Below are 20525 nucleotides of genomic sequence, written 5' to 3'. Positions count from 1 at the left end.
GAAACCCCGGAGAAGCGGGCGCGACACTCCCGGAGGCTCATATCGCCAGGACGACGGCGCCCGCATGATGGGACGAGTTGACCAGCTGACACGGCGAGCGACGGAGGCGGAGCGGATGGCGCACGAGCCCGGTGACGAGGGAGCGACGCGGCGTACGGAGAGCGGTGTGCCGGTCGAGCCGGTCTACGGCCCCGACGCACTGGCCGGCTGGGACCCGGCCGAGCGGCTCGGCGAGCCGGGCTCCTACCCGTACACCCGAGGGGTCTACCCGTCGATGTACACCGGCCGGCCGTGGACGATGCGCCAGTACGCGGGCTTCGGCACCGCCGCCGAGTCCAACGCCCGCTACCGGCAGCTGATCGGCCATGGCACGACCGGGCTCTCCGTCGCCTTCGACCTGCCGACCCAGATGGGCCACGACAGCGACGCGCCGATCGCGAGCGGTGAGGTGGGCAAGGTCGGGGTCGCCATCGACTCCATCGACGACATGCGGATCCTCTTCGACGGGATCCCGCTGGACCAGGTCTCCACGTCGATGACGATCAACGCGCCGGCCGCGCTCCTGCTGCTGCTCTACCAACTGGTCGCGGAGGAGCAGGGCGTACCGGCCGCCGCGCTCACGGGCACGGTGCAGAACGACGTGCTCAAGGAGTACATCGCGCGCGGTACTTACATTTTCCCGCCGAAACCCTCACTGCGGCTGATCGCGGACATTTTCCAGTACTGCCGGACGGAGATTCCCCGCTGGAACACGATCTCGATCTCCGGCTATCACATGGCCGAGGCGGGGGCGACGCCCGCGCAGGAGATCGCGTTCACGCTGGCGGACGGCATCGAATACGTCCGTACCGCGATCTCCGCCGGAATGGACGTGGACGACTTCGCGCCGCGGCTCTCCTTCTTCTTCGTCGCGCGTACGACGATTCTCGAAGAAGTGGCCAAATTCCGTGCCGCGCGCCGCATTTGGGCCAGGGTGATGCGCGAGGAATTCGGCGCGCGGAATCCCAAGTCCCTGATGCTCCGCTTCCACACCCAGACGGCGGGTGTGCAGCTCACCGCGCAGCAGCCCGAGGTGAACCTCGTACGGGTGGCGGTGCAGGGGCTGGCCGCCGTCCTCGGCGGTACGCAGTCGCTGCACACGAACTCCTTCGACGAGGCGCTCGCGCTCCCGACGGACAAGTCGGCGCGCCTCGCGCTGCGTACGCAGCAGGTGCTGGCCTACGAGACCGATGTCACCGCGACCGTCGACCCGTTCGCCGGTTCGTACGCCGTCGAGAGGATGACGGACGACGTGGAGGAGGCGGCGCTGGCGCTGATGACGCGCGTCGAGGACATGGGCGGCGCGGTCGAGGCGATCGAACGCGGCTTCCAGAAGGGCGAGATCGAGCGGAGCGCGTACGCCGTCGCGCGTGAGACGGACAGCGGGGAGCGTGTGGTCGTCGGTGTGAACCGCTACCGGCTGGACGAGGAGGACCCGTACGAGCCGCTGCGTGTCGACCCGGCGATCGAGGCCCAACAGGCGGCGCGGCTGGCGACGTTGCGCGCGGAGCGCGACCAGGGCGAGGTGGACGCGGCGCTGGCGGAGCTGCGGCGGGCGGCGGCGGGGAGCGGGAGCAACGTGCTCCACCCGATGAAGCGGGCGCTCAAGGCGCGGGCGACGGTGGGGGAGGTGTGCGACGCGCTGCGGGACGTGTGGGGCGCGTATGTGCCGACGGACACGTTCTGACGGACACGTTCTGACGGACGCGTTCCGGTGGGCGCGTTCCGACGGCTCCCGCGCCCGTTGGATCCCGGCTCCGTCCGAGGGGCGAAACCGCCTCGTTTCCCCTCATCGGCGCGTGCCATACTCCGCCGCATGCTGGGTGCGATAGATCTGCCGACCTACCTCGTCGGCGTCATCATGATCATTCTGTTGCCGGGGCCGAACTCGATCTACGTGCTCTCGCTGGCCGCCCGACGGGGCGTGCGCGAGGGCTACCGAGGGGCCGCCGGTGTCTTCTGCGGCGACACCGTGCTGATGGTGCTGTCGGCGGCGGGCGTCGCCTCGCTGCTCCAGGCCAACGAATTGGCGTTCTCCGTGGTCAAGTACGCGGGCGCGGGCTATCTGACCTATCTGGCCGTGGGCATGCTGCGCGCGGCCTGGTCGATGTGGCGGTCGCGGCACGAGAGCGTTCCGGAGGAGCAGCCGGTGGCCGGGGCGCCCGCGGCCTCGGTCTCGGACCCGGCCTCGGTCTCGGACCCGGCCTCGGCCGAGGACGAGCGGCCGTTCCGGCGCGCCTTCGTGATCTGCCTGTTCAACCCGAAGGCGATCCTCTTCTTCATCTCCTTCTTCGTGCAGTTCGTCGACCCGGCCTACGCCTATCCCGCGCTGTCGTTCCTGGTGCTCGGCGTGATAGCGCAGGTGGTCAGCCTCCTCTACCTCACGGCGCTGATCTTCGGAGGCACCTGGCTCTCCGCCGCCTTCCGCCGCCGCAAACGCCTCTCGGCCGCGGCGACTTCGGCGGTCGGCGCGCTGTTCCTGGGCTTCGCGGCGAAGCTGTCGCTCAGCGGCGCGTAGGGCGAGTGGCAGCGGCGGGCGGGGGCGTTACGCGCTCGGGCGCCGCGGGATCTCGAAGGGCTCGCCGCCGCGCCCGGTTCGTTCGACCTCAAGGTCCGGGCGACCCTTCGGCGGGGCCGGCCCGGCCGGCCTCCCGCATCGCCGCCCTGTCCTCCGGCGGCAGCCACGCGTCCGGGGGCAGGTCGAGCCAGTGGTGTTCTCGCGCGAGGCGCCGTGCGGTGGTGGTGAGGGCGTCGAGGGCCGGGTGGTCGAGGCCGGTGCGCCAGACCAGGGAGAGGGGTGAGAGGGGTACGGGGTCGCTCAGCCGGCGCAGGGTCATGCCGGGGACGTCGATGAATTCCGTGCTCGCCAGCACCCACCAGCCCCGTTTGCGTACGACACGCATGAACTCCTCCGGGCCCTCGATCTCCGGGAAGGGGTCGGCGAGTTGGATGCCGTGTCCGGCGAACAGCCGGGTGGCGAGGTCGGTCCACTCGGCGGCGGACTGGTTGCCCGCCGCCGCGTAGAGCGTCCGGCCGGCCAGGGCCTTCAGCGGGATGCGGTCGTTGGCGCACAGATCGTGGTCCTCGGGCAGGAGCACGGCCATCCGCTCGTATCGGACCGGGAGGTGGGTGAGCCGCGCGGCCACGGCGGGGGCGAGTCCGGCGAACCGCCCGAAGGAGGCGTCGAGACTGCCGTCGAGGATCTCCTGGGCGGCGCCGGTGAGGCCGCTGTGGAAGCGGGCGACGAGTTCGAGTTCGGGGCGGGCGCGCCGTGTCTCCTCCAGCACTTCGTGCCCGGTGGCCGCCCGGTCCGCGACGTCGACGAGCAGTGGCCGTTGCTCGCGCGCCGAGGCCGCGGCGGAGAACGCCTCGTGCGCGGCGAGCACCCGGCGGGCGTACGGCAGCAGCCGGGTGCCCTCCGCGGTGAGGCGGACGTGGCGGGTGGTGCGTACGAACAGCTCGGCGCGCAGGTCGCCTTCGAGACGGCGGATGTCCCGGCTCAGTGCCTGCTGGGCCACGTACAGCCGGGTGGCGGCGCGCGTGAAGTGGAGCTCCTCGGCGGTGGTGACGAAGGCGCGCAGGAGGCGGGGATCGAAGTCGCGAGGCACCCGGGGCAATCTACCGTCGCGTACGGCACTGACAACACGGATGCGTGAATGCGGACGGGACAGGTGTTGGACCGCAGGCGCCGCCGCGGCGAGCGTAGAGGGCATGCCCCACTACGAACTCGCCCGGCCTGCCCGCCCCTTGGCGCCCGCCCCGATGCTGCTGGCGGTCAGCGGACAGATGCTCGTCGTCGCCGCCGTGACCGACCGCGTCAACGACTCCGACCGCCCGGAACGGCGGAGGGTGCGCACCTGGCTCCGCCGCCTGCCCGTGTGGTGGCCGCGGAGCGGATCGCCTCCGGGGCCGGATTCGAGAAGGGCCGCATCCCCGAGGTGGGCGGGCCGCCTCCGCCGGCCGCCGCTTCGAAGCCCCACGGAGTCATCCGGAACGCCCCGGCCCACCGATCGCCCGTCCACGGCGCCGACGCCCACCACCCCACCTCCCGCGTCCCGCGCGAACTCCGCCCGGACGCGCGCTAGTTCGTGAGGTCCCCCACCGCCGGGACCCGGCTGTGGACGTCCTTGAGCAGGTTGCGCATCGCCGTGTGGAAGATCCCGGCCTGGTTGTCGCCGAGGAAGGCGGTGTGGCCGAACACCTCCAGGACGACCAGGCCGTGCATATGGCCCCACGAGCTCATGAGAAGCGCGATCGCGGGGGGCGGCAGGTCTCCCGGGCCGCCAGGTGGCAGGTGGTCGGGATGGGCCCGGAGTGAGGGGGAGGTGGCGGCGTCCGCCGCGGCCAGTTGGGCCGGGGTGAAGCCGTCGAACAGCTCGCGCTGGAAGATCACGCTCATCCGGCGCATGGCCAGGGTGGTCGGCCCGTCGAGGGGAGCCTCGTAGTGCCGCAGTGGTGTGCCGTAGAGGAGCTGGAACAGCTCGGGGTGGTCGATGGCCCAGCGGCGGTAGCCCTCGGCCCCGGCCACCAGGCGCGGTGTGTCCGATCCGTCCGCCACGGTGTCGACGGCGGTCTGGACGGCGTCGGCCAGGTCGCCGTACGCCTTGGTGATGAGCGCGGTGATCAGAGCGTCCCGGCTCGGGAAGTAGTGGTAGAGCGCCTGCACGGTCATGCCCAGGCTCCGGGCGACCGCTCGCAGGGACAGGGCCGCGGGGCCGTGTTCGGTGACCTGGGACTCGGCGGCGTCCACGATCTCCCGGGTCGCGGCGGCCCTGCGCCGCTCGCGCAGGGAGGGCGGGGAGGCGGTCGGCGACGGTGCCGGTGCGCGTTCGTCTGTGGGCATACGGCGACCGTACGGCGATGACCCCCGCCGGGCACCGGGAAGTCATGAAGTGTGAGGAAAATCTAACACTGCCAAATCTTTCCTCTCCCCGCTAACGTCTCCTGCGGCGATGAAGGGCGCGACACCGCGCCTCCTCCCGCGAGGGCCACGAGCCCCTCCGGAGCACCGCGTCGGTCACCCCCGTGCCAACCCCGGCTGCCCCATGCCGTCTTCGCCTTTTTCACCAGGAACATCCAGAAGGAGAACGTGCGCGTGTTTGAACGCATAGCCGAACTGGCGATTCGCCGGGCCCGGCTCGTACTCGTCGTCGCCGCCGTGGCCGTGGTCCTCATGGGCGCCGTCGGCGCCGGCGCGTTCAGTGTGCTGAAGGGGGGCGGCTACGACGACCCGGCCTCCCAGTCCAGCCGGGCCGCGAAGGTCATCGAGGAGGAGTTCGGCGGGGAGACGAACCTGATCCTGCTGGTCCGAGCCGGGAAGGGCCGTGTCGACAGCCCGGCCGCCGACAAGAGCGGCCAGGCGCTGGTGGCCGACCTCAAGGCGGAGAAGGATCTTGACAACCTCATCTCGTACTGGGAGACGGACAGCCCCGACCTCCGCTCCGAGGACGGCCGCGAGGCCATGGTGCTCGCCCATGTGAAGGGCGACGCCACGGAGCAGGAGAAGCACGCCACGAGCATCATCGACAAGTACAGCGGGGAGTACGAGGGCGGGCTCACCATCCAGGCCGGCGGCGGCACCGCGGTCGGCGCCGACCTGTCGACCCAGGTGCCCAAGGACCTCCTCCTCGCCGAGGCCATCGCCGTCCCGCTGACGCTCATCCTGCTGCTCGTCGTCTTCGGCAGCGTCGTCGCCGCCCTGCTGCCGCTGGTCATCGGAACCATCGCCATCGCGGGTACGTTCGCCGAGCTGGCCCTCATCGGCGGCGCCACCGACGTCTCCAACTCCGCGACCAACCTCACCACCGCGCTGGGCCTCGGACTGGGCATCGACTACGCCCTGTTGATGATCAGCCGGTTCCGGGAGCAGCTCGCGACGGGGGCGAGCGTCGACGACGCCGTACGGCACACGGTGCGCACCGCCGGCCGTACGGTCGCGTTCTCCGCCGCGACGGTGGCCGTCGCGCTCGCGGCGCTCCTGGTGTTCCCGCAGTACTTCCTGCGCTCGTTCGGCTACGCCGGGGTCGGTGTCGTCGCCATCGCGGCCGTCAGCACCCTGTTCGTGATGCCGGCCCTGTTCGTCGTCCTGGGCCACAAGGTCAACAACGGGCGGCTGCCGTGGGCGAAGAGGGCGCGCGTCGACACCCGTACCCCCCTGTGGGGACGGCTGGCCCGCACCGTCATGCGGCGCCCCGCGATCACCGCGCTGCCCGTGCTCGCGGTGCTGCTGCTGGCGGCGAGCCCGCTGCTGGGCATCACCCTCGGCACGCCGGACGAACGTGTGCTGCCCGAGGACGCGGAGAGCCGCCAGGTCTCGTCGGTCCTGCGGGAGAAGTTCAACGGCAACGACGACGCGGCCATCCACGTGGTCCTCGACAAGGCCGTGGACAAGGCCCCGCTGGAGTCGTACGCGGCCGAACTGTCCGGGCTCGGCGGTGTCGTCCGGGTCGAGGCGGGCACGGGAACCTACGTCGGCGGAAAGTCCGCGGCCCCGGGCCCCGGCAACGCCGCCCTCAGCCGCCCCGACGCTCAGCGGCTGAATGTGGTGAGCGAGCTGGAACCGAAGTCCGACGAGGCCCAGAGCCTGGTCGAGGACGTGCGGGCGGTCGCGGCACCCGCCGGTGCGGAGCCCCTGGTGGGCGGTACCGACGCCGAACTGATCGACTCCAAGGACTCCATCAGCGGCCAGATCCCGATCGCCCTCGCCCTGGTCGCCGTCTCCACCTTCGTCCTGCTCTTCCTGTTCACCGGCAGCGTCGTGCAGCCGCTGCGCGCACTGGTCCTGAACGTGATCAGCCTGGGCGCGACCCTCGGCGTCATGACCTGGATCTTCCAGGACGGCAACCTCGCCTCCCTGCTCGGTGTCACACCGCAGCCGATGGAAGCGTCGATGACGGTGCTGATGTTCGTCATCGCCTTCGGGCTCTCGATGGACTACGAGGTGTTCGTCACCAGCCGGATCAAGGAACTCCACGACGAGGGCGAGGACAACGAGTCCGCCGTCACCAACGGCCTGGGCCACACGGGACGTATCGTCACCGCGGCGGCCTGCCTGCTCGCGGTGAGCTTCTTCGCCTTCGGCACGGCCAAGGTCAGCTTCATGCAGATGTTCGGCCTGGGCAGCGGGCTGGCGATCCTCATCGACGCCGTCGCCGTACGCGGTGTCCTGGTGCCCGCGGCGATGCGCCTGCTCGGCCGTTCGGCCTGGTACGCGCCGCCCCTGCTGCGGAAGTTCCACGGGCGGTACGGCCTCAGTGAGGGCGGGCCCGCGCCCGCTGCCGAGCGGGCAGAGCCCGAGCAGCCCGTCGCGGAGTCGCCGTACGTGAAGAGTTAGCGCTGCGACCGGGAAGGACCACCGGTCAGTCCGGTGGCCCGGTCCGTCCTTGATCGCCGGACCGGCTCGGCAACGAGCCGGTCCGGCGATCAAGGACAGGCGCGGCCCACGAGCCGCGCGCCCCGGCCCCCGCCCCCCGACCCCGGCGGGCCTGAATCCGTATCCACCGGGCCATATCCCGCGCGATTCCCCGCACCCATTTTTCGGGCTCCACCCGTTCCTCCTGTCGACGCGGTCAGTTCACCTTCCCGTCGCGCGGGTTTCCTAGCCTGTCGCCGACCCGCAACCTGATCGCGGGCAGACAGACGCTGGGAGCACCATGACGAAGGTCCGCAACCGATGGCTCAGGCCGCGCGACGGGGACAGCCCTGCCGGGCCGCCCGACGGGGCCGGGCAAGTCCCGGGTCGGGGGGACCGGATCACGCCGACTGAGCTTGACGTGTGTCTGCGCGCCTGCGCCGTACACAGCGGGAAGATGGTCGGCAGCCTCGACCGCAAGCGCGCCGAGCTCGCCGAGAAGCTGCGCCTGGTGCTCGCCGCCCACGCCACCGGCTCCGCCGAGAGCGCCCAGGCCGCGCCCGCCACCACGCCGCTCATCCGGCGGGCGGCCAAGAAAGTGGTCGCCGGGGCGACCGGCTCGCTGAGCGGTGAGCTGCTGGACGCGCTGCTGGCCGTCGGCAACAAGGCCCTGGAGTGCGGATACGGCGACGAGCTGAGGCTGTCGCTGCTCATCAGCGACGCCGTGCTGACCCAGCGCAAGAACTCGCGCGCCGGCTGGCGGCTGCGCGCCCGCACGCTGGAGGCCATGGGCGACGAGCCCGCGACCATCGCCGCGTACGAGCGCTATCTCGAACTGACCGAGGAGGACGGCTTCGGCGTCGCTCCCCGGATCGCCGGTCTGCGCACCGGCGGCGAGCAGCAGGACGAACTGCTGCGGCTGCTCGAACGCGGCTGCCCGCAGGCGTCGGTGTACGCGGACGGCCCCGCCACCGACATCTGGGCCGACGGCGTGGCGCTGCACGACGCGGGCGACCGCGCCGGCGCCGAGGCGCGGCTGATCGGCGCGCTCCTCGCGATGCGCGGCGACGGCAGCCCGGTGACGGACCTCCAGGTGTCCATCGGGCAGTACCTCGATCTGCGCCTCGCCCATGGCGGGCCGGTCGAGGAGACCCGTCAACTCGCCGCCCTCTACGGCGAGATGCGCCGCAACCGGCAGCGCGGCCCGGTCCCCGACCCGACCTTCGGCGACGTCCAGTGGCTCACCCTCGGCGAGTTCCGCAACCAGATCGCGGGCAAGTCCATCTGCCTGATCGCCAACTCGCAGAGTGTCGGCCGCGGTTCGCTCGGGTCCGAGATCGACGCGTACGACCTGGTGGTCCGCTTCAACTCGTACAAGATCGACGCGGCGGCCACCGGCAGGCGGACCGACATCCACGCCACCATCCACAAGCACGGCTTCAACTGGGACCAGAAGGTCACCACCCGGCTGATATTCGGCGGCCTCAGCGGCGACTGGAAGAACTCGCTGCGCAACCGCCTCGTGCCCGGCGCCCAGACGTATGTCAACGACGAGTCGCTGCGCTGGCCGCTGCGCAACATCGGCCGCGTCAGCAACGACGAGTGGGCCGCCATCCCGACCAGCGGCTTCAACATGCTCTGGCTGCTGGATTTCCTGGACGCCAGCCCGAAGCTCGACCTGATCGGCTTCGACTTCTACGAGAGCGGCGCCTACCGCCTCAAGGAAGCGATGCGGATGCCCATCACGTCCGTGCACGAGTACACCAGCGAAAAGGCGTGGGTCATGGAACGCGCCCAGAGCGTGACCGACACGAGGATCTCCCTGCGATGACCGCCACCTCCCACGCCCCGGTCGGGCCCGCCTCGGCCGCCGCCGCGACCGCGCCGCTGTCCGCCAACGCCCTCACCGGCAAACGACGCCTGGCCTTCGCGTCCTTCGTCGACGAGAACTATCTGCCCGGCTTCCTGGCGCTGCTGCGCAGCCTCGCGCTGTCCAACCCCGATGTGTGCGAGGACTTCATCGTCCTCCACGACGACCTGCGGCCCCAGTCGGTCGCCTCGATCCGGGCGCTGCACCCGCGGGCGCGGTTCCATCGCGTCGACGCCGCTCGGTACGACAGTTACGAGAAGGGCGACCAGGACAACTATCTGGTCCGCAAGGCGTACTTCATCCTCGACGTCTTCCGGCTCCGCGACTACGACACGATCATCACCCTGGACACCGACATGGTCGTCCTCGGTGACCTCGCCGAACTGCTCCAGCTGCGCGAGGGACTCGCCGCCGTACCGCAGTTCTTCTACGGGCAGCACAAGCTCAACAGCGGACTGCTGGTCATCCAGCGCGAGTATCTGAGCGACGAGTTCTGCGCGCGGATCGACGCCACCGGACGCAGCGGCGACTACGAGCTGGACAAGCACGACCAGGGCATCCTCAACTCCGTGCTCGACGGCGACTTCGTACAGCTCGACTCGCGCTACAACTTCGTCAAGCGGCGGCTCTCCGGCGACAAGCCCGTCCCCGACGACACCGCGATCCTGCACTTCACCGGCCGCCACAAGCCGTGGCAGGGCGGCGAGGCCGGATACACGCAGGCCGAGGACCGCTGGCGTGAATTCGAGCTGACGGACGCGGAGTTCTACGCCGCGTACATGGCCGTGTCCGGCTCCATGCACCACGATCTGGTCGTCAAGTACGGCACCGAGCACGTCGCGCTCACCGGGGACGTCGAGAGCGCCCGCAAGGTCGCCCACGCGCACATCAACGCGGGCGGGTTCCAGGAAGCCGCCGACATCCTCGGCAGCGTGCACATCCCGGTCGACGACACCTGGCCGCACGAGGTGCTGGGACACGCCCTGATGAGTGTCTCCCGCTACGAGGAGGCCAAGATCCAGCTGCATCTCGCGGCGGGCTCGCCTGCCCGCGCCGCGACGTCCTTCGGGCGGCTGGCGCAGATCGCCTGGATCCACGGCGACGACACGGCGGCGCACGAGTTCGCGATGCGGGGCCTGGCCGTCGACCCCACGCACCGGCCCAACCGGCTGATGCGGCTGCGGACGCGGGGCGACGACCTGCCGGCGCCGCGCGAGGGCGCGCCCGAGGACCAACTGGCCCACGTGGCCTTCTACATGCCGCAGCAGGGCAACGCGGGCGACAAGCTGCTGCCCGAGTCCGTACGGCTCGCGGTGGGCACCAGCACCGGCGCGAACGGCGGGGCCGACACCGAGACGGGCCCGGCCCGCTGGCACTCGATCCACGCCCACCGCCTCTTCGACAAGGCCGCGCTTCAGCGCGTCAACGAGCGGCGCGGCCTGGTCATCGGCGGCGGCGGACTCTTCATCCCGGACACCGCGCCGAACGGCAACAGCGCCTGGCAGTGGAACGTCCCCGACGAGCACCTGAACGGCATCGACGTACCGATCGTCGTCTACGCGGTCGGCTTCAACGCCTTCGACGGCCAGTCCTACCGGGCCGGGCGTTTCAACTCCTCCCTGCGCCAACTGGTGGAGCGCAGCGCCTTCTTCGCGCTCCGCAACCACGGCTCCATCCAGAAGGTCCGCGCCCTGCTGCCGGCCTCGCTCCACGACAAGGTGCGCTTCCAGCCCTGCCCGACCACGGTCACCCGACAACTGGTCGACGGCTGGACCGACCCCGCCCCCGGGCAGCGCGAGAACACCGTCATGATCAACGCCGCCTACGACCGGGCGGGCCTGCGCTTCGGCCACGACTACGACCACTTCCTCGCCGAGATGGCGAAGGCGGTCCGGGCGCTGGGCGCGCACACCGAGGTCCAGTGCGTCGCGCACTCGCTGGACGACGAGAAGATCGCGTTCGACCTGCGGCGCGAGCACAATGTCTCGCTGCCGGTCATCCCGATGTACGACTTCGACAACGACGCGATCAGGGACACCTACGCCCGTACGAAGCTGGTCATCGGGATGCGCGGCCACGCGGGGATGATCCCGTTCGGTTGCGGCACGCCGATCATCTCGCTGATCTCGCACCCGAAGATGGCGTACTTCCTCAGCGACATCGACCGCCCCGAGTGGGGTGTCTCGGTCCACGACAAGAACCTCGGGGCGCTGCTCACGGAGCGGGCGCTGGGGCTGCTGGACGACCACGCCGGGTCGGTGGCCGATGTGCACGGCAGGCAGCAGGAGCTGTGGAAGGTGACCCAGTCGAACGCGGCCGACCTGCGGGCGATCCTGGGGAACTGACCGGCTCGCCGGCCCGCGCCGGACGGGTCGGGAAGCCCGTCCGGCGCGGGCCGGCACCCGTCAGTAGTGGACCTGCGTGGGGAACGTGGCCGTGGGGCTGAACAGCGCCGCGTACGCCTCTTCGTGATGTCTGCGGTGCCGGCCCGCCCGGTTCGCGTCGGTGGTCGAGGTGGACGACGGGGTCAGCATCCCGTTGTCCGCCAGGGCCTGGACGCGCAGTAGCAACGTCCTGATGTCCAGGCCCAGTTCGCCCGCCACCGTCTGGAGGTCGAGGCCGGACTGCCAGCTCCAGACCAGCACCGAGTCCATGCTGGAGGACCAGACCACCGGGTTGGCCTCGGCCTCGGTGGTGTGGAGCACCGGGGCGGCGTCCTGGTGCTGTGCCATCTCCTGGTACGGGGCGCTCTCGCCGCGGGGGTGCGGCACGTGCACCTCCGCCGGAACGGCCTGGGGTGCCTGCTGCTGGTACGCCTGCTCGGAGAAGGGCTCCTCCGACGGCTGTGCGGGTGGCGTCGCGGCGGGCGTCTGCGCGTGCGGGATCGGCTGCGTGCTCGCCTGCGGGTAACGCTCCAGCAGTCCTTCGGCGACGTTGCGCGCGTCGCTCTTGCCGACGGTGCGCCGCGCCAGCCGCACCTCGCGCTCGTTCAGCCCCATCAGGTCCGCGACGGCCCCGTCGTTGCCGACGGTGACGGCGAACGCGGCGAGCGTCCGGCTCCGCTCCGCCTGTGCCTCGTCCAGTACGGCCTGGGCCTGCCGCACCTGCTCGTCGCTGGCGCAGAAGGCTTCGGCGAGCACGCTGTTCCTGTCCCAGAGTTCACGTGGTTCCACGTGAACTTCAACGCGCGCGAGGCCGAAGCGCACGCCACGTTACGATAATTTCCGCCAAATGGACCAAAGGGTCACTATCGCCTGAAAGGATGACTTGAGCATCGGTTGCCGGGCAGCCCTCGGCCCGTCCGGCGACCGGGGACACCTACGCGCGCAGCCGCAGCACCGCACGCCGCAGCCGCCTCGCGCGGCGCACCACGCGCTGCGCCGCCGCGTTCTGCGGGATGCGGACGAGCTGCGGGCCGACCGCGCCGGGCAGTCCGAGCGTGGTCAGCCGGCGCCGCTTGAAGTACCGCAGCGTGTGCGGGTCCAGGCGCGCGGCCAGGAAACTCTCGGCTGCCGGGCGCAGTTCCGGGTGCATCTGCGGCTGCATCGTGAAACCGACGGCCGTGACCAGCTCGGCGGGGTGCGGCTCGGGCCGGTAGGTACCGTCGTCGTCCAGCGGCGGGACGAGCGCGTCCACGAGCGTGACCGGCACCCGGTTGCTGTTCTGGAACGGGGTGAGCCGGTCGAGCAGCAGGCCGGTGCCGGTGCGGGCCACCGGGATGCCGAAGAACGCCGACGCCGTGAACAGCGCCGTCGAGAAGCAGCCGACGACCAGGGCGGGCTTCAGCCGCCGGTACAGCACCTCGGCGAGTACCGGGCTGTCCAGCACGGTCAGTCGGGCGCCGAGCCTCGCCGCCTCCTCCTCCAGCCGCCGCGACCGGACGGCCGGAGCGGTGGGGTGCGGCTTGAACACCACCCGCGTGTGACCGAGTTCGACCACGCCCCGCACCATCCGCAGGTGCAGTTCCTCCTCCTCGCGCTCGGTGATGAGGCCGAGCGTGGAGAGGTACTGCCCGAGCAGCAGCGCGGGCGGTTCGTCCGGAGCCTCGAACTCCTCCGCCGCGTCGGCGAGCTGGTCCAGGACCCGCAGGAAGTCCGCCGTCGGCACCGTCCGGGACGGGACGCCGAACTCGGTGAGCAGCAGCGGCACCAGACCCGGTACGAGATCGAGGTGCAGCAGCCTGCGTACGCGCGCGCCGACCTGGAGGTCGAGCCGGTTGCGGGTGGGGCCGTAGCTCATCAGCCCGTCCGCGTACACCTCGATCCGGGCGGCCGTGAAGATCTCCGCGAGCGTGAGCGCGGGGCTGACCTGGATCGATTCGAGGACCAGCTCGACCGTGTCGTCGCCCAGACCCCAGGCGAGCCGCAGATGGCGCTCCCAGATCGGCAGGTCGTCCTCGCGGGGGACCCAGCCGCCGGGATGGAACGGCGCGATGGTCTCGTTCCACGACAGCACGTCGTCGAAGCGGTGGCGCAGCCGCGCGAATCCGGGCATCTCGTGGACGGCCGGGGTCAGTTCGGGCGTACCGGCGTTGTTGCTCACGACCAGGACGGTCCGGTCGACGGCCGGGAACAGCCCGGCGTCGAGCGCGGCGGCCAGGGTGGCGGCGCCGTACAGGGTGGAGGCGTAGAAGACGCGCGTCGTACGGCCGGGGGAGGGAGTCGTCATCAGGCCGCCGCCTTCCCGGTCGCGCCCTGGCGCCTGCGCAGCCTGCGCAATTGGGTCGAGCGGTCCAGGTCCATCGAGTTCAGCGCTTCTTTCAGTACGTCCTGCGGCAGCCGTTTCATGGCGGCGGCGCTCATCGTGCGCAATTTCTTCGCCACGGCCGGTTCGAACCGTTCCTTCGCCCCCAGGTGGTGCGAAATGATGGCCAGATAGGTCCTTACGGCCTTCAGGAGAAAACGCTCGCCCTCGGGATCCGCCGCTGTTTCCTCGATCACCTGGTCGAATGCGCGGATGAAGTCCAGCTGGCGTACGTCACCGATCTGCGTGAGCGAGGAGGCGACGCCGCGCCGGTAGAAGATCCCGAGCAGTCCCACGGCGGCGAAGGACTCGGCCTCGCGGTGCAGCCGCCAGATCCACGGGCGGTCCTCGGCGGTCCGCAGCCCGTCCGTGAAGTGCAGCAGCCCCCGGTCTTTGAGGCGCTGGTGGTAGATGCCGGCCCAGGCGTACGCGTAGTCCACCGACGTCGTCCTGTCGGCGGGCAGGATCGTCCCGCGCGGCTTCAGGACCTCGCCGCGGGGGCCGACCGGGACGCGGTGCACCGTCCGGGCCCGGCCCGTGAACTGGACATGGTCGGTGCGGACGAAGTCGCAGCCCAGCCCCTCGATGGTGGCCAGCAACTGCTCGTAGTAGCCCGGCACCACCCAGTCGTCGCCGTCGAGATAGGTGATGTACTCACCGCGGGCGGCGTCGAGGCCGGTGTTGCGCGCGGTGGCCAGTCCGCCGTTCTTCTCGTGTCTCAGCAGGACCGCGCCGGGCAGCTCGCGCTCCGCGTGCCGCAGGAGTTCCGGGGTCCCGTCGGTCGAGCAGTCGTCGACGAGCAGGAACTCGAAATCCTCCCGGGTGTTCGCGGCGAGGCTTCGAAGGGTTTCGGGGACGTATGTCTGCACGTTGAAGAACGGCACGACGACAGAGAGCTTGACCACCCCGGTGACGCTAGGCGGCGGCCCGTCATTCGTTCCGACATCCGCGAGGATGAGAGGTGAACGACGGATGGCGGAATGGTTAACCCAGACCATTCCCAGGCCGTTCCCGGGCCATTTCGCTCTCTGTCGACCCTCTGTTAACCCTTTATTGCTGTTGCGTTGGGCCGCCAAACGGAATGCCTTCCTAACGTCCAACACGTGCCATCACGTACCAGCAAAGCGGTCCGGGTCGCCGTGCTCGCCGACTCCGACACACGGTGGAAGTGGGGCGCGCTGACCGCGCGCCGCATCGCACCCGACGACCGCGACATCGAGCTCAGCGGATTCCTGCTGCGCGGACGAGCGACGCCCACCGCCCGTCAGCTGGAGGAGGTGGGGGCCGAGGCCGACGCGCTGCGCGAGATGACCGGCACGGAGTTCCTGGACGTCCTGCGCGAGGAGACGTACGACGTCGTCGTCCTCGCCCTGGTCGGCGGCGCCGTCCAGGCGATGCTGCACGGGATATCCGCGCTGGACCTGCCCGACCGGCCGGTGCTCGTCACCGGCTACGTCGGTGTCGTCTACGAGAAGCTCTCCGACGGACTCCTGCTGCGCCACGGCGCGGACATCGTCCTCGCCAACTCCCGCCACGACGCCCAGCGTTTCCGCGCGGTGTACGAGGGCGTGGGCGCCGGGTCCGACTCGGTGACCGAGGCCGCGCTGCCCTTCCTCGGCGGCGCGCGGTACACCCCCGAAGAGGGCAGGGACACGGTCGTCTTCGCGGCCCAGCCGTCCGTCCCGCTGACCCGCGCCGACCGCGCGTACCTGCTGCGGCGGCTGATCGAGCACGCGAGGCTGCACCCGCGCCGCGAGGTCCTGCTCAAGCTGCGCAGCCGCGTGGGGGAGCAGACCACGCACGTCGAGGAGTTTCCGTACCAGCGCCTCGCCGAGAAGGTACCCGGCGGCCTGCCGCCCAACTTCCGCCTCGTGTACGGGAACATGGGCGAGATCCTGGACGGCACCGACCTGCTGGTCACCGTCTCCTCCACGGCCGCGCTGGAGTCCCTGCACCGCCGCATCCCCACCGCGATCCTCACCGACCTCGGGATCCGCGAACCGCTCGGCAACCACCACTTCATCGGCTCCGGCTGCCTCGCCTCCTGGGACCGGCTCGACGGCGGACAGCGGCCGAAGGCCGACCCCGTCTGGGCGGACCGGCAGGGCGTCGCCGCCGACGGCGGTTACGCCTCCGCCTTCGACGCGGCCCGTGAGCGCGTCGAGAAGCTGCTGGCCGACGGCGACCTGCCGCCCATCACCCCGTACTACACGGCGACCACCGCGCCCGGCTATCTGCCGGGCCTCCTCGCCCGCTACCACCTGGCGCCCGACGGCCACCCGCTGACGGCGTCGAACCGCACCACGACGGCCGGCGCGACCGGCGTCCGACGCGTGGTCCGCGACACCGTCCGCGCGGCGGCCCGCGGCGCCTACCGCCACGGGGTCCAGCGCGTGGCCCCGGTCATCCGCCGGATGGGCGACCTGTGACGCCGCCCCCGCCGGCCGCCGCGCCCGCGCCGCACGGCGCGGTGGCCGACCACCCGGCGCGGCAGCAGCAGCACGCAGTGAACCAAGGAGACCCGTCCATGACCGTCCTCGCCGTGATCCCCGCCCGCGGTGGATCCAAGGGCGTCCCCGCCAAGAACCTCGCCCAGGTCGGCGGTGTCCCGCTCGTCGTACGCGCCGTGCTCGCCTGCCGGGCCGCCCGGCAGGTGACCGACGTCGTCGTCTCCACGGACGACGCGGCCATCGCCGACGCCGCCCGCGCCGCCGGGGCCGAGGTCGTACTTCGCCCGGCCGCCATCGCGGGCGACACCGCGACCAGCGAGGCCGCCGTCCTGCACGCGATGGACGCCTACGGCGCGATGCGCGGCGCCACGCACCACACCGACGTGGTCCTGCTCGTGCAGTGCACCAGCCCCTTCATCACCCCCGGCGACCTCGACGGCGTCGTGTCCGCCGTCACCGAGGGCGGCGCCGACAGCGCGCTGACCGTCGCGCCGACCCACGGCTTCATCTGGCGCTCCGAGAACGACGGCTTCGGCGTCAACCACGACAAGTCGAACCGGCCCCGCAGGCAGGACCGGCCCCAGGAGTTCCTGGAGACCGGCGCCGCCTACGCGATGCGCGCCGACGGCTTCCGCGAGGCCGGACACCGATTCTTCGGGCGCACCGAACTGGTGAGCACCGACCCCGAGCGCGTGCTGGAGATCGACGACCCGCACGACCTGGAGCGGGCCCGCGCCCTCGCGCCGCTCCTGGACACCCCCGCGCTCCCCGGCCGCGCCGACATCGACGCGGTCGTCCTGGACTTCGACGGCACCCAGACCGACGACCGGGTGCTCGTCGACTCGGAGGGCCGCGAGACCGTCGCCGTACACCGCGGTGACGGCCTCGGCATCGCCGCCCTCCGCCGCGCCGGCCTGGAACTGCTCATCCTCTCCACCGAGCAGAACCCGGTCGTCGCCGCACGCGCCCGCAAGTTGCGCGTGCCGGTGCTCCACGGCATCGACCGCAAGGACCTCGCACTGAAGCAGTGGTGCGACGAGCACGGGGTCACACCCGAGCGGGTGCTGTACGTCGGCAACGACGTCAACGACCTTCCGTGCTTCGCGCTCGCGGGCTGGCCGGTGGCCGTCGCGAGCGCCCACGACGCGGTACGCGCGGCGGCGCGCGCCGTCACGACGACCCCCGGCGGCGCCGGCGCGATCCGCGAGATCGCCACCTGGCTCCTCGGTCCCGCTCTGGACGTCAACACCCCCTCGACCCCCCACGGCACCACCGCCGACATCTCGACCAGTTAGGAACCCTCCCATGAGCACCAACTCCCGCCTGCGTACCCTCGGCACCCGTACCGCCGGCCCCGGCCGCCCGGTCTACGTGACCGGTGAGATCGGCATCAACCACAACGGCGACATCGACAACGCGCTCGCGCTGGTCGACGCCGCCGCCGAGGCCGGCTGCGACGCCGTCAAGTTCCAGAAGCGCACCCCCGAGATCTGCACCCCGCGCGACCAGTGGGACATCGAGCGGGACACCCCCTGGGGCCGGATGACGTACATCGACTACCGCCACCGCGTGGAGTTCGGCGAGGCCGAGTACGCCACGATCGACGCGCACTGCAAGAAGCGCGGCATCGACTGGTTCGCCTCCCCGTGGGACACCGAGGCCGTCGCGTTCCTGGAGAAGTTCGACGTGCCCGCCCACAAGGTGGCCTCCGCCTCCCTCACCGACGACGAGCTGCTGCGCTCCCTGCGCGCCACCGGCCGCACCGTCATCCTCTCGACGGGCATGTCGACGCCGAAGCAGATCCGCCACGCGGTCGAGGTGCTCGGCAGCGAGAACATCCTTCTCTGCCACGCCACTTCGACGTACCCGGCCAAGGCCGAGGAGCTGAACCTGCGGGTCATCAACACCCTCCAGGCCGAGTTCCCGAACGTGCCGATCGGCTACAGCGGCCACGAGACCGGTCTCCAGACCACCCTCGCCGCCGTCGCCCTCGGCGCCGCCTTCGTCGAGCGTCACATCACCCTCGACCGCGCCATGTGGGGCTCCGACCAGGCCGCCTCCGTCGAGCCCGGCGGCCTGACCCGTCTCGTCCGCGACATCCGCACCATCGAGGCCTCCCTCGGTGACGGCGTCAAGAAGGTGTACGAGTCGGAGCTGGGCCCGATGAAGAAGCTCCGCCGCGTCACCGGTGTCGTCGCCGAGGCCGCGGACGGCGCACAGCCCGTGGCGGTCTGACAGCCATGAGCCGTCCCTCCGGGGTGCGCACCCCGTCCCCTCGCGCCATCGCATTCGTGGAGAGCCCGGTCCAACTCCTGAACGTGCTGGAGTGGGCGCGGGCGAGCGTGACCGGTGCGGAACTCACCGTGGTCGTCCTGTCGCCCACCGACCCCATGTCGCGCGGCCAGCTCCGGCGGATGGCCGAGCTGGCCCGCGACGCGGGCTTCACCGTGCGCTGGCAGGAGGCCCGCGGCGGCGCGAGCGCGCCGCTGCGGACGATACGGGAGCTGGCTCCGATGCTGCGCAAGGCGGAGCGGATCGTCATCGGCGACCCGTTCTCCCGCTACGTACAGCTGCTGCTGACCCTCGTCAGCAGCAAGGAGCTGACCGTCGTGGACGACGGGACGGCGACGATGGAGTTCATCGCGCAGCTCGTGCACGGTGAACCGCTGGTGCGCTGGCACCGGCGGGGCGGCAGGCGCGGGCCGCGCGAGCTGGTGCTCGCGCCGGTCTCCGCCGTCGCGCGGCGCCGGCTCACGCCCTCGCGCACCCGCAGCGTCGAGGTCTTCACCTCGATGCCCGTGGAGGCGCCGCCGGGCATCACGGTCACGGCCAACACGTTCGAGTGGACCAAGGCCACCTTCGGGCCGCCCCGGATCGCCAAGGGCGCCGACATGGTCGGCACCTCGCTCGTCGAGACGGGCGTGGTCGACCTGGAGCAGTACGTGACGGCGGTCGGCTCGCTCGCCCGCAGCCACGGCGCGAAGCGGTACTTCGCGCACCGCAGGGAGAGCGTGGAGAAGCTGCACCGGCTCGCCACGGAGACGGGTCTGGAGATCGTCCGCCCCGACCTCCCGCTGGAACTGATCGCCCGCCGCGGCCCGATCGGCTCGACCGTGCTGAGCTTCCCCTCGACGGTCGTCCACACGCTGCCACTCGCACTCGCCGGCACGGGGGTACGGGTGGCGGTCTGGGACATCGCCCCGGAATGGCTGAAGGACAACGCCTCGCCGCGCGCGCACGGCTTCCTGTCGGGCGTCACGGGCACGGCCAGGGACGTACACCGGCTGCCGAGCGTGGCGGCGTCGGCTTAGGACCTGACACACCGCTGCGGCCCGAGCCCCTGAGGGTGCGGGCCGCAGCGGTGTGTCAGGTCCTACGTGGCGGGGATCTGGGCCGGCTCGGGCTTGAGCCCGCCGCCGTCGTCGCACTTGAGCTCCTTGGCCATGGCCAGGGCGAAGGAGTGGGCGAGGGTGGCATAAGCGTTCTTGAGGGGTCGCACATCCCCCTCGGCCTCCGTGGGCAGTGCCCGTGATTGCGCCCAGACACTGACATGGTCGGGCGATGCGAGAGGCTCGTCCTTCGGCGAGCAAGGGAACGTGACGAACGCGGAATCGTGAGCCGCACCGGCTTTCTCGCCCATGGTAAGCCTGGTGAATTTCCGGGCGGTGTCTTCCTTCGGAGGGGTGCTGCTCAGTCTCCAGACGACGCGAATCTCATCGGCCGGGCCACCGGATTCGGGACGCGGATAAATGCTGCAGACATCTCCGGTTCCGGAGCCCACGGGTGCGGCCTCGCGGGTCAACTCCACGGCTGCGGCGGCGACGGCGGATTCCCCGCCGGTGGGAGCGAACAAGGTTGCACCGGTGATGACTTCGAGTGCTCCGACCGCGGCCTTGTTCACGGCTCCCACGGCGCACAGTTTGTCGGCCGTCACGGACGCGTCGGCCGCGTTCGTGTCCGTGACGTCGGATCCGCCGCAGCCCACGGCCCCGAATCCCAGGGAAACGGCCACGGCCACACAGAGGAGCCCGTACGTCCTCCGGCGGGTGGTCATCATCAGCATCTTTCTCCG

The 20525-nt window shown here is 71.1% G+C and carries 16 protein-coding genes; 10 read left to right on the top strand and 6 right to left on the bottom strand.

The annotated features are described in order from the left end of the window. Positions 1 to 115: 115 nt before the first annotated feature. Both P3L51_RS07135 and leuE read left to right on the top strand, forming a co-directional pair. Entirely contained in the window at positions 116 to 1726 is a 1611-nt protein-coding gene (locus tag P3L51_RS07135; RefSeq protein ID WP_354604218.1) for an acyl-CoA mutase large subunit family protein, read from the top strand. A 129-nt stretch (positions 1727 to 1855) separates the two neighbouring features. Beyond that, positions 1856 to 2557, top strand: coding sequence for a leucine efflux protein LeuE (gene leuE, locus P3L51_RS07130; RefSeq protein WP_354604217.1), 702 nt, complete (start codon positions 1856 to 1858; stop codon positions 2555 to 2557). Positions 2558 to 2645: 88 nt separating this feature from the next. Here leuE and P3L51_RS07125 read toward each other — a convergent pair whose 3' ends face one another. Continuing rightward, the gene (locus P3L51_RS07125; RefSeq protein ID WP_354604216.1) at positions 2646 to 3647 is read right to left on the bottom strand and encodes a LysR family transcriptional regulator; all 1002 of its coding nucleotides are present in this window, start codon (positions 3645 to 3647) and stop codon (positions 2646 to 2648) included. Between the two features lie 270 nt (positions 3648 to 3917). On the opposite strand from P3L51_RS07125, the gene P3L51_RS07120 reads away from it, so the two are divergent. Then, positions 3918 to 4124 carry a hypothetical protein gene (locus P3L51_RS07120; RefSeq protein WP_354604215.1) on the top strand — a complete coding sequence of 69 codons (207 nt, stop codon included), beginning with the start codon at positions 3918 to 3920 and terminating at the stop codon, positions 4122 to 4124. On the opposite strand, the gene P3L51_RS07115 is transcribed toward P3L51_RS07120, so the two are convergent. After that, positions 4121 to 4882 (bottom strand): TetR/AcrR family transcriptional regulator, encoded by a 762-nt coding sequence (locus P3L51_RS07115; protein ID WP_354604214.1) that lies wholly within the window; start codon positions 4880 to 4882, stop codon positions 4121 to 4123. The genes P3L51_RS07120 and P3L51_RS07115 overlap by 4 nt on opposite strands. Before the next feature lie 252 nt (positions 4883 to 5134). On the opposite strand from P3L51_RS07115, the gene P3L51_RS07110 reads away from it, so the two are divergent. The 3 genes from P3L51_RS07110 to P3L51_RS07100 all read left to right on the top strand — a co-directional run bounded on the left by P3L51_RS07110 (position 5135) and on the right by P3L51_RS07100 (position 11605). Next, the gene (locus P3L51_RS07110) at positions 5135 to 7372 is read left to right on the top strand and encodes an MMPL family transporter (protein ID WP_354604213.1); all 2238 of its coding nucleotides are present in this window, start codon (positions 5135 to 5137) and stop codon (positions 7370 to 7372) included. A gap of 439 nt (positions 7373 to 7811) precedes the next feature. Next, positions 7812 to 9221, top strand: coding sequence for a glycosyltransferase family 29 protein (locus tag P3L51_RS07105; RefSeq protein WP_354604212.1), 1410 nt, complete (start codon positions 7812 to 7814; stop codon positions 9219 to 9221). Then, positions 9218 to 11605 (top strand): glycosyltransferase, encoded by a 2388-nt coding sequence (locus tag P3L51_RS07100; RefSeq protein ID WP_354604211.1) that lies wholly within the window; start codon positions 9218 to 9220, stop codon positions 11603 to 11605. Before P3L51_RS07105 ends, P3L51_RS07100 begins: the two co-directional genes overlap by 4 nt. A 60-nt stretch (positions 11606 to 11665) precedes the next feature. Here P3L51_RS07100 and P3L51_RS07095 read toward each other — a convergent pair whose 3' ends face one another. From P3L51_RS07095 to P3L51_RS07085, 3 genes are all read right to left on the bottom strand, one after another. Beyond that, the gene (locus P3L51_RS07095; protein ID WP_354604210.1) at positions 11666 to 12433 is read right to left on the bottom strand and encodes a hypothetical protein; all 768 of its coding nucleotides are present in this window, start codon (positions 12431 to 12433) and stop codon (positions 11666 to 11668) included. A 145-nt stretch (positions 12434 to 12578) separates the two neighbouring features. Next, positions 12579 to 13928, bottom strand: coding sequence for a polysialyltransferase family glycosyltransferase (locus P3L51_RS07090; RefSeq protein WP_354604209.1), 1350 nt, complete (start codon positions 13926 to 13928; stop codon positions 12579 to 12581). Further along, the gene (locus P3L51_RS07085; RefSeq protein ID WP_354604208.1) at positions 13928 to 14908 is read right to left on the bottom strand and encodes a glycosyltransferase family 2 protein; all 981 of its coding nucleotides are present in this window, start codon (positions 14906 to 14908) and stop codon (positions 13928 to 13930) included. The genes P3L51_RS07090 and P3L51_RS07085 overlap by 1 nt, the downstream gene beginning before the upstream one ends. Positions 14909 to 15106: 198 nt before the next feature. On the opposite strand from P3L51_RS07085, the gene P3L51_RS07080 reads away from it, so the two are divergent. From P3L51_RS07080 to P3L51_RS07065, 4 genes are all read left to right on the top strand, one after another. Next, on the top strand, positions 15107 to 16432 hold the full coding sequence (locus tag P3L51_RS07080) for a DUF6716 putative glycosyltransferase (protein ID WP_354604207.1): 1326 nt from the start codon (positions 15107 to 15109) through the stop codon (positions 16430 to 16432). A 98-nt stretch (positions 16433 to 16530) separates the two neighbouring features. Continuing rightward, positions 16531 to 17748 carry a cytidylyltransferase domain-containing protein gene (locus P3L51_RS07075; protein ID WP_354604206.1) on the top strand — a complete coding sequence of 406 codons (1218 nt, stop codon included), beginning with the start codon at positions 16531 to 16533 and terminating at the stop codon, positions 17746 to 17748. 10 nt (positions 17749 to 17758) lie between these two features. Next, positions 17759 to 18688 (top strand): N-acetylneuraminate synthase family protein, encoded by a 930-nt coding sequence (locus tag P3L51_RS07070; RefSeq protein WP_354604205.1) that lies wholly within the window; start codon positions 17759 to 17761, stop codon positions 18686 to 18688. 5 nt (positions 18689 to 18693) lie between these two features. Then, positions 18694 to 19764: a hypothetical protein gene (locus tag P3L51_RS07065; protein WP_354604204.1), complete on the top strand. Its 1071-nt coding sequence runs from the start codon at positions 18694 to 18696 to the stop codon at positions 19762 to 19764. 62 nt (positions 19765 to 19826) lie between these two features. On the opposite strand, the gene P3L51_RS07060 is transcribed toward P3L51_RS07065, so the two are convergent. Further along, complete coding sequence (locus P3L51_RS07060; RefSeq protein WP_354604203.1) at positions 19827 to 20516, bottom strand: hypothetical protein; 690 nt, start codon at positions 20514 to 20516, stop codon at positions 19827 to 19829. Between the last annotated feature and the right edge of the window lie 9 nt (positions 20517 to 20525).

Origin of the sequence: Streptomyces panacea (assembly GCF_040560175.1) — a bacterium.
Lineage (GTDB): Bacteria > Actinomycetota > Actinomycetes > Streptomycetales > Streptomycetaceae > Streptomyces > Streptomyces panacea.
Note: the sequence above shows the minus strand (reverse complement) of the source record. Positions and strands in the feature narration are given on the sequence as shown.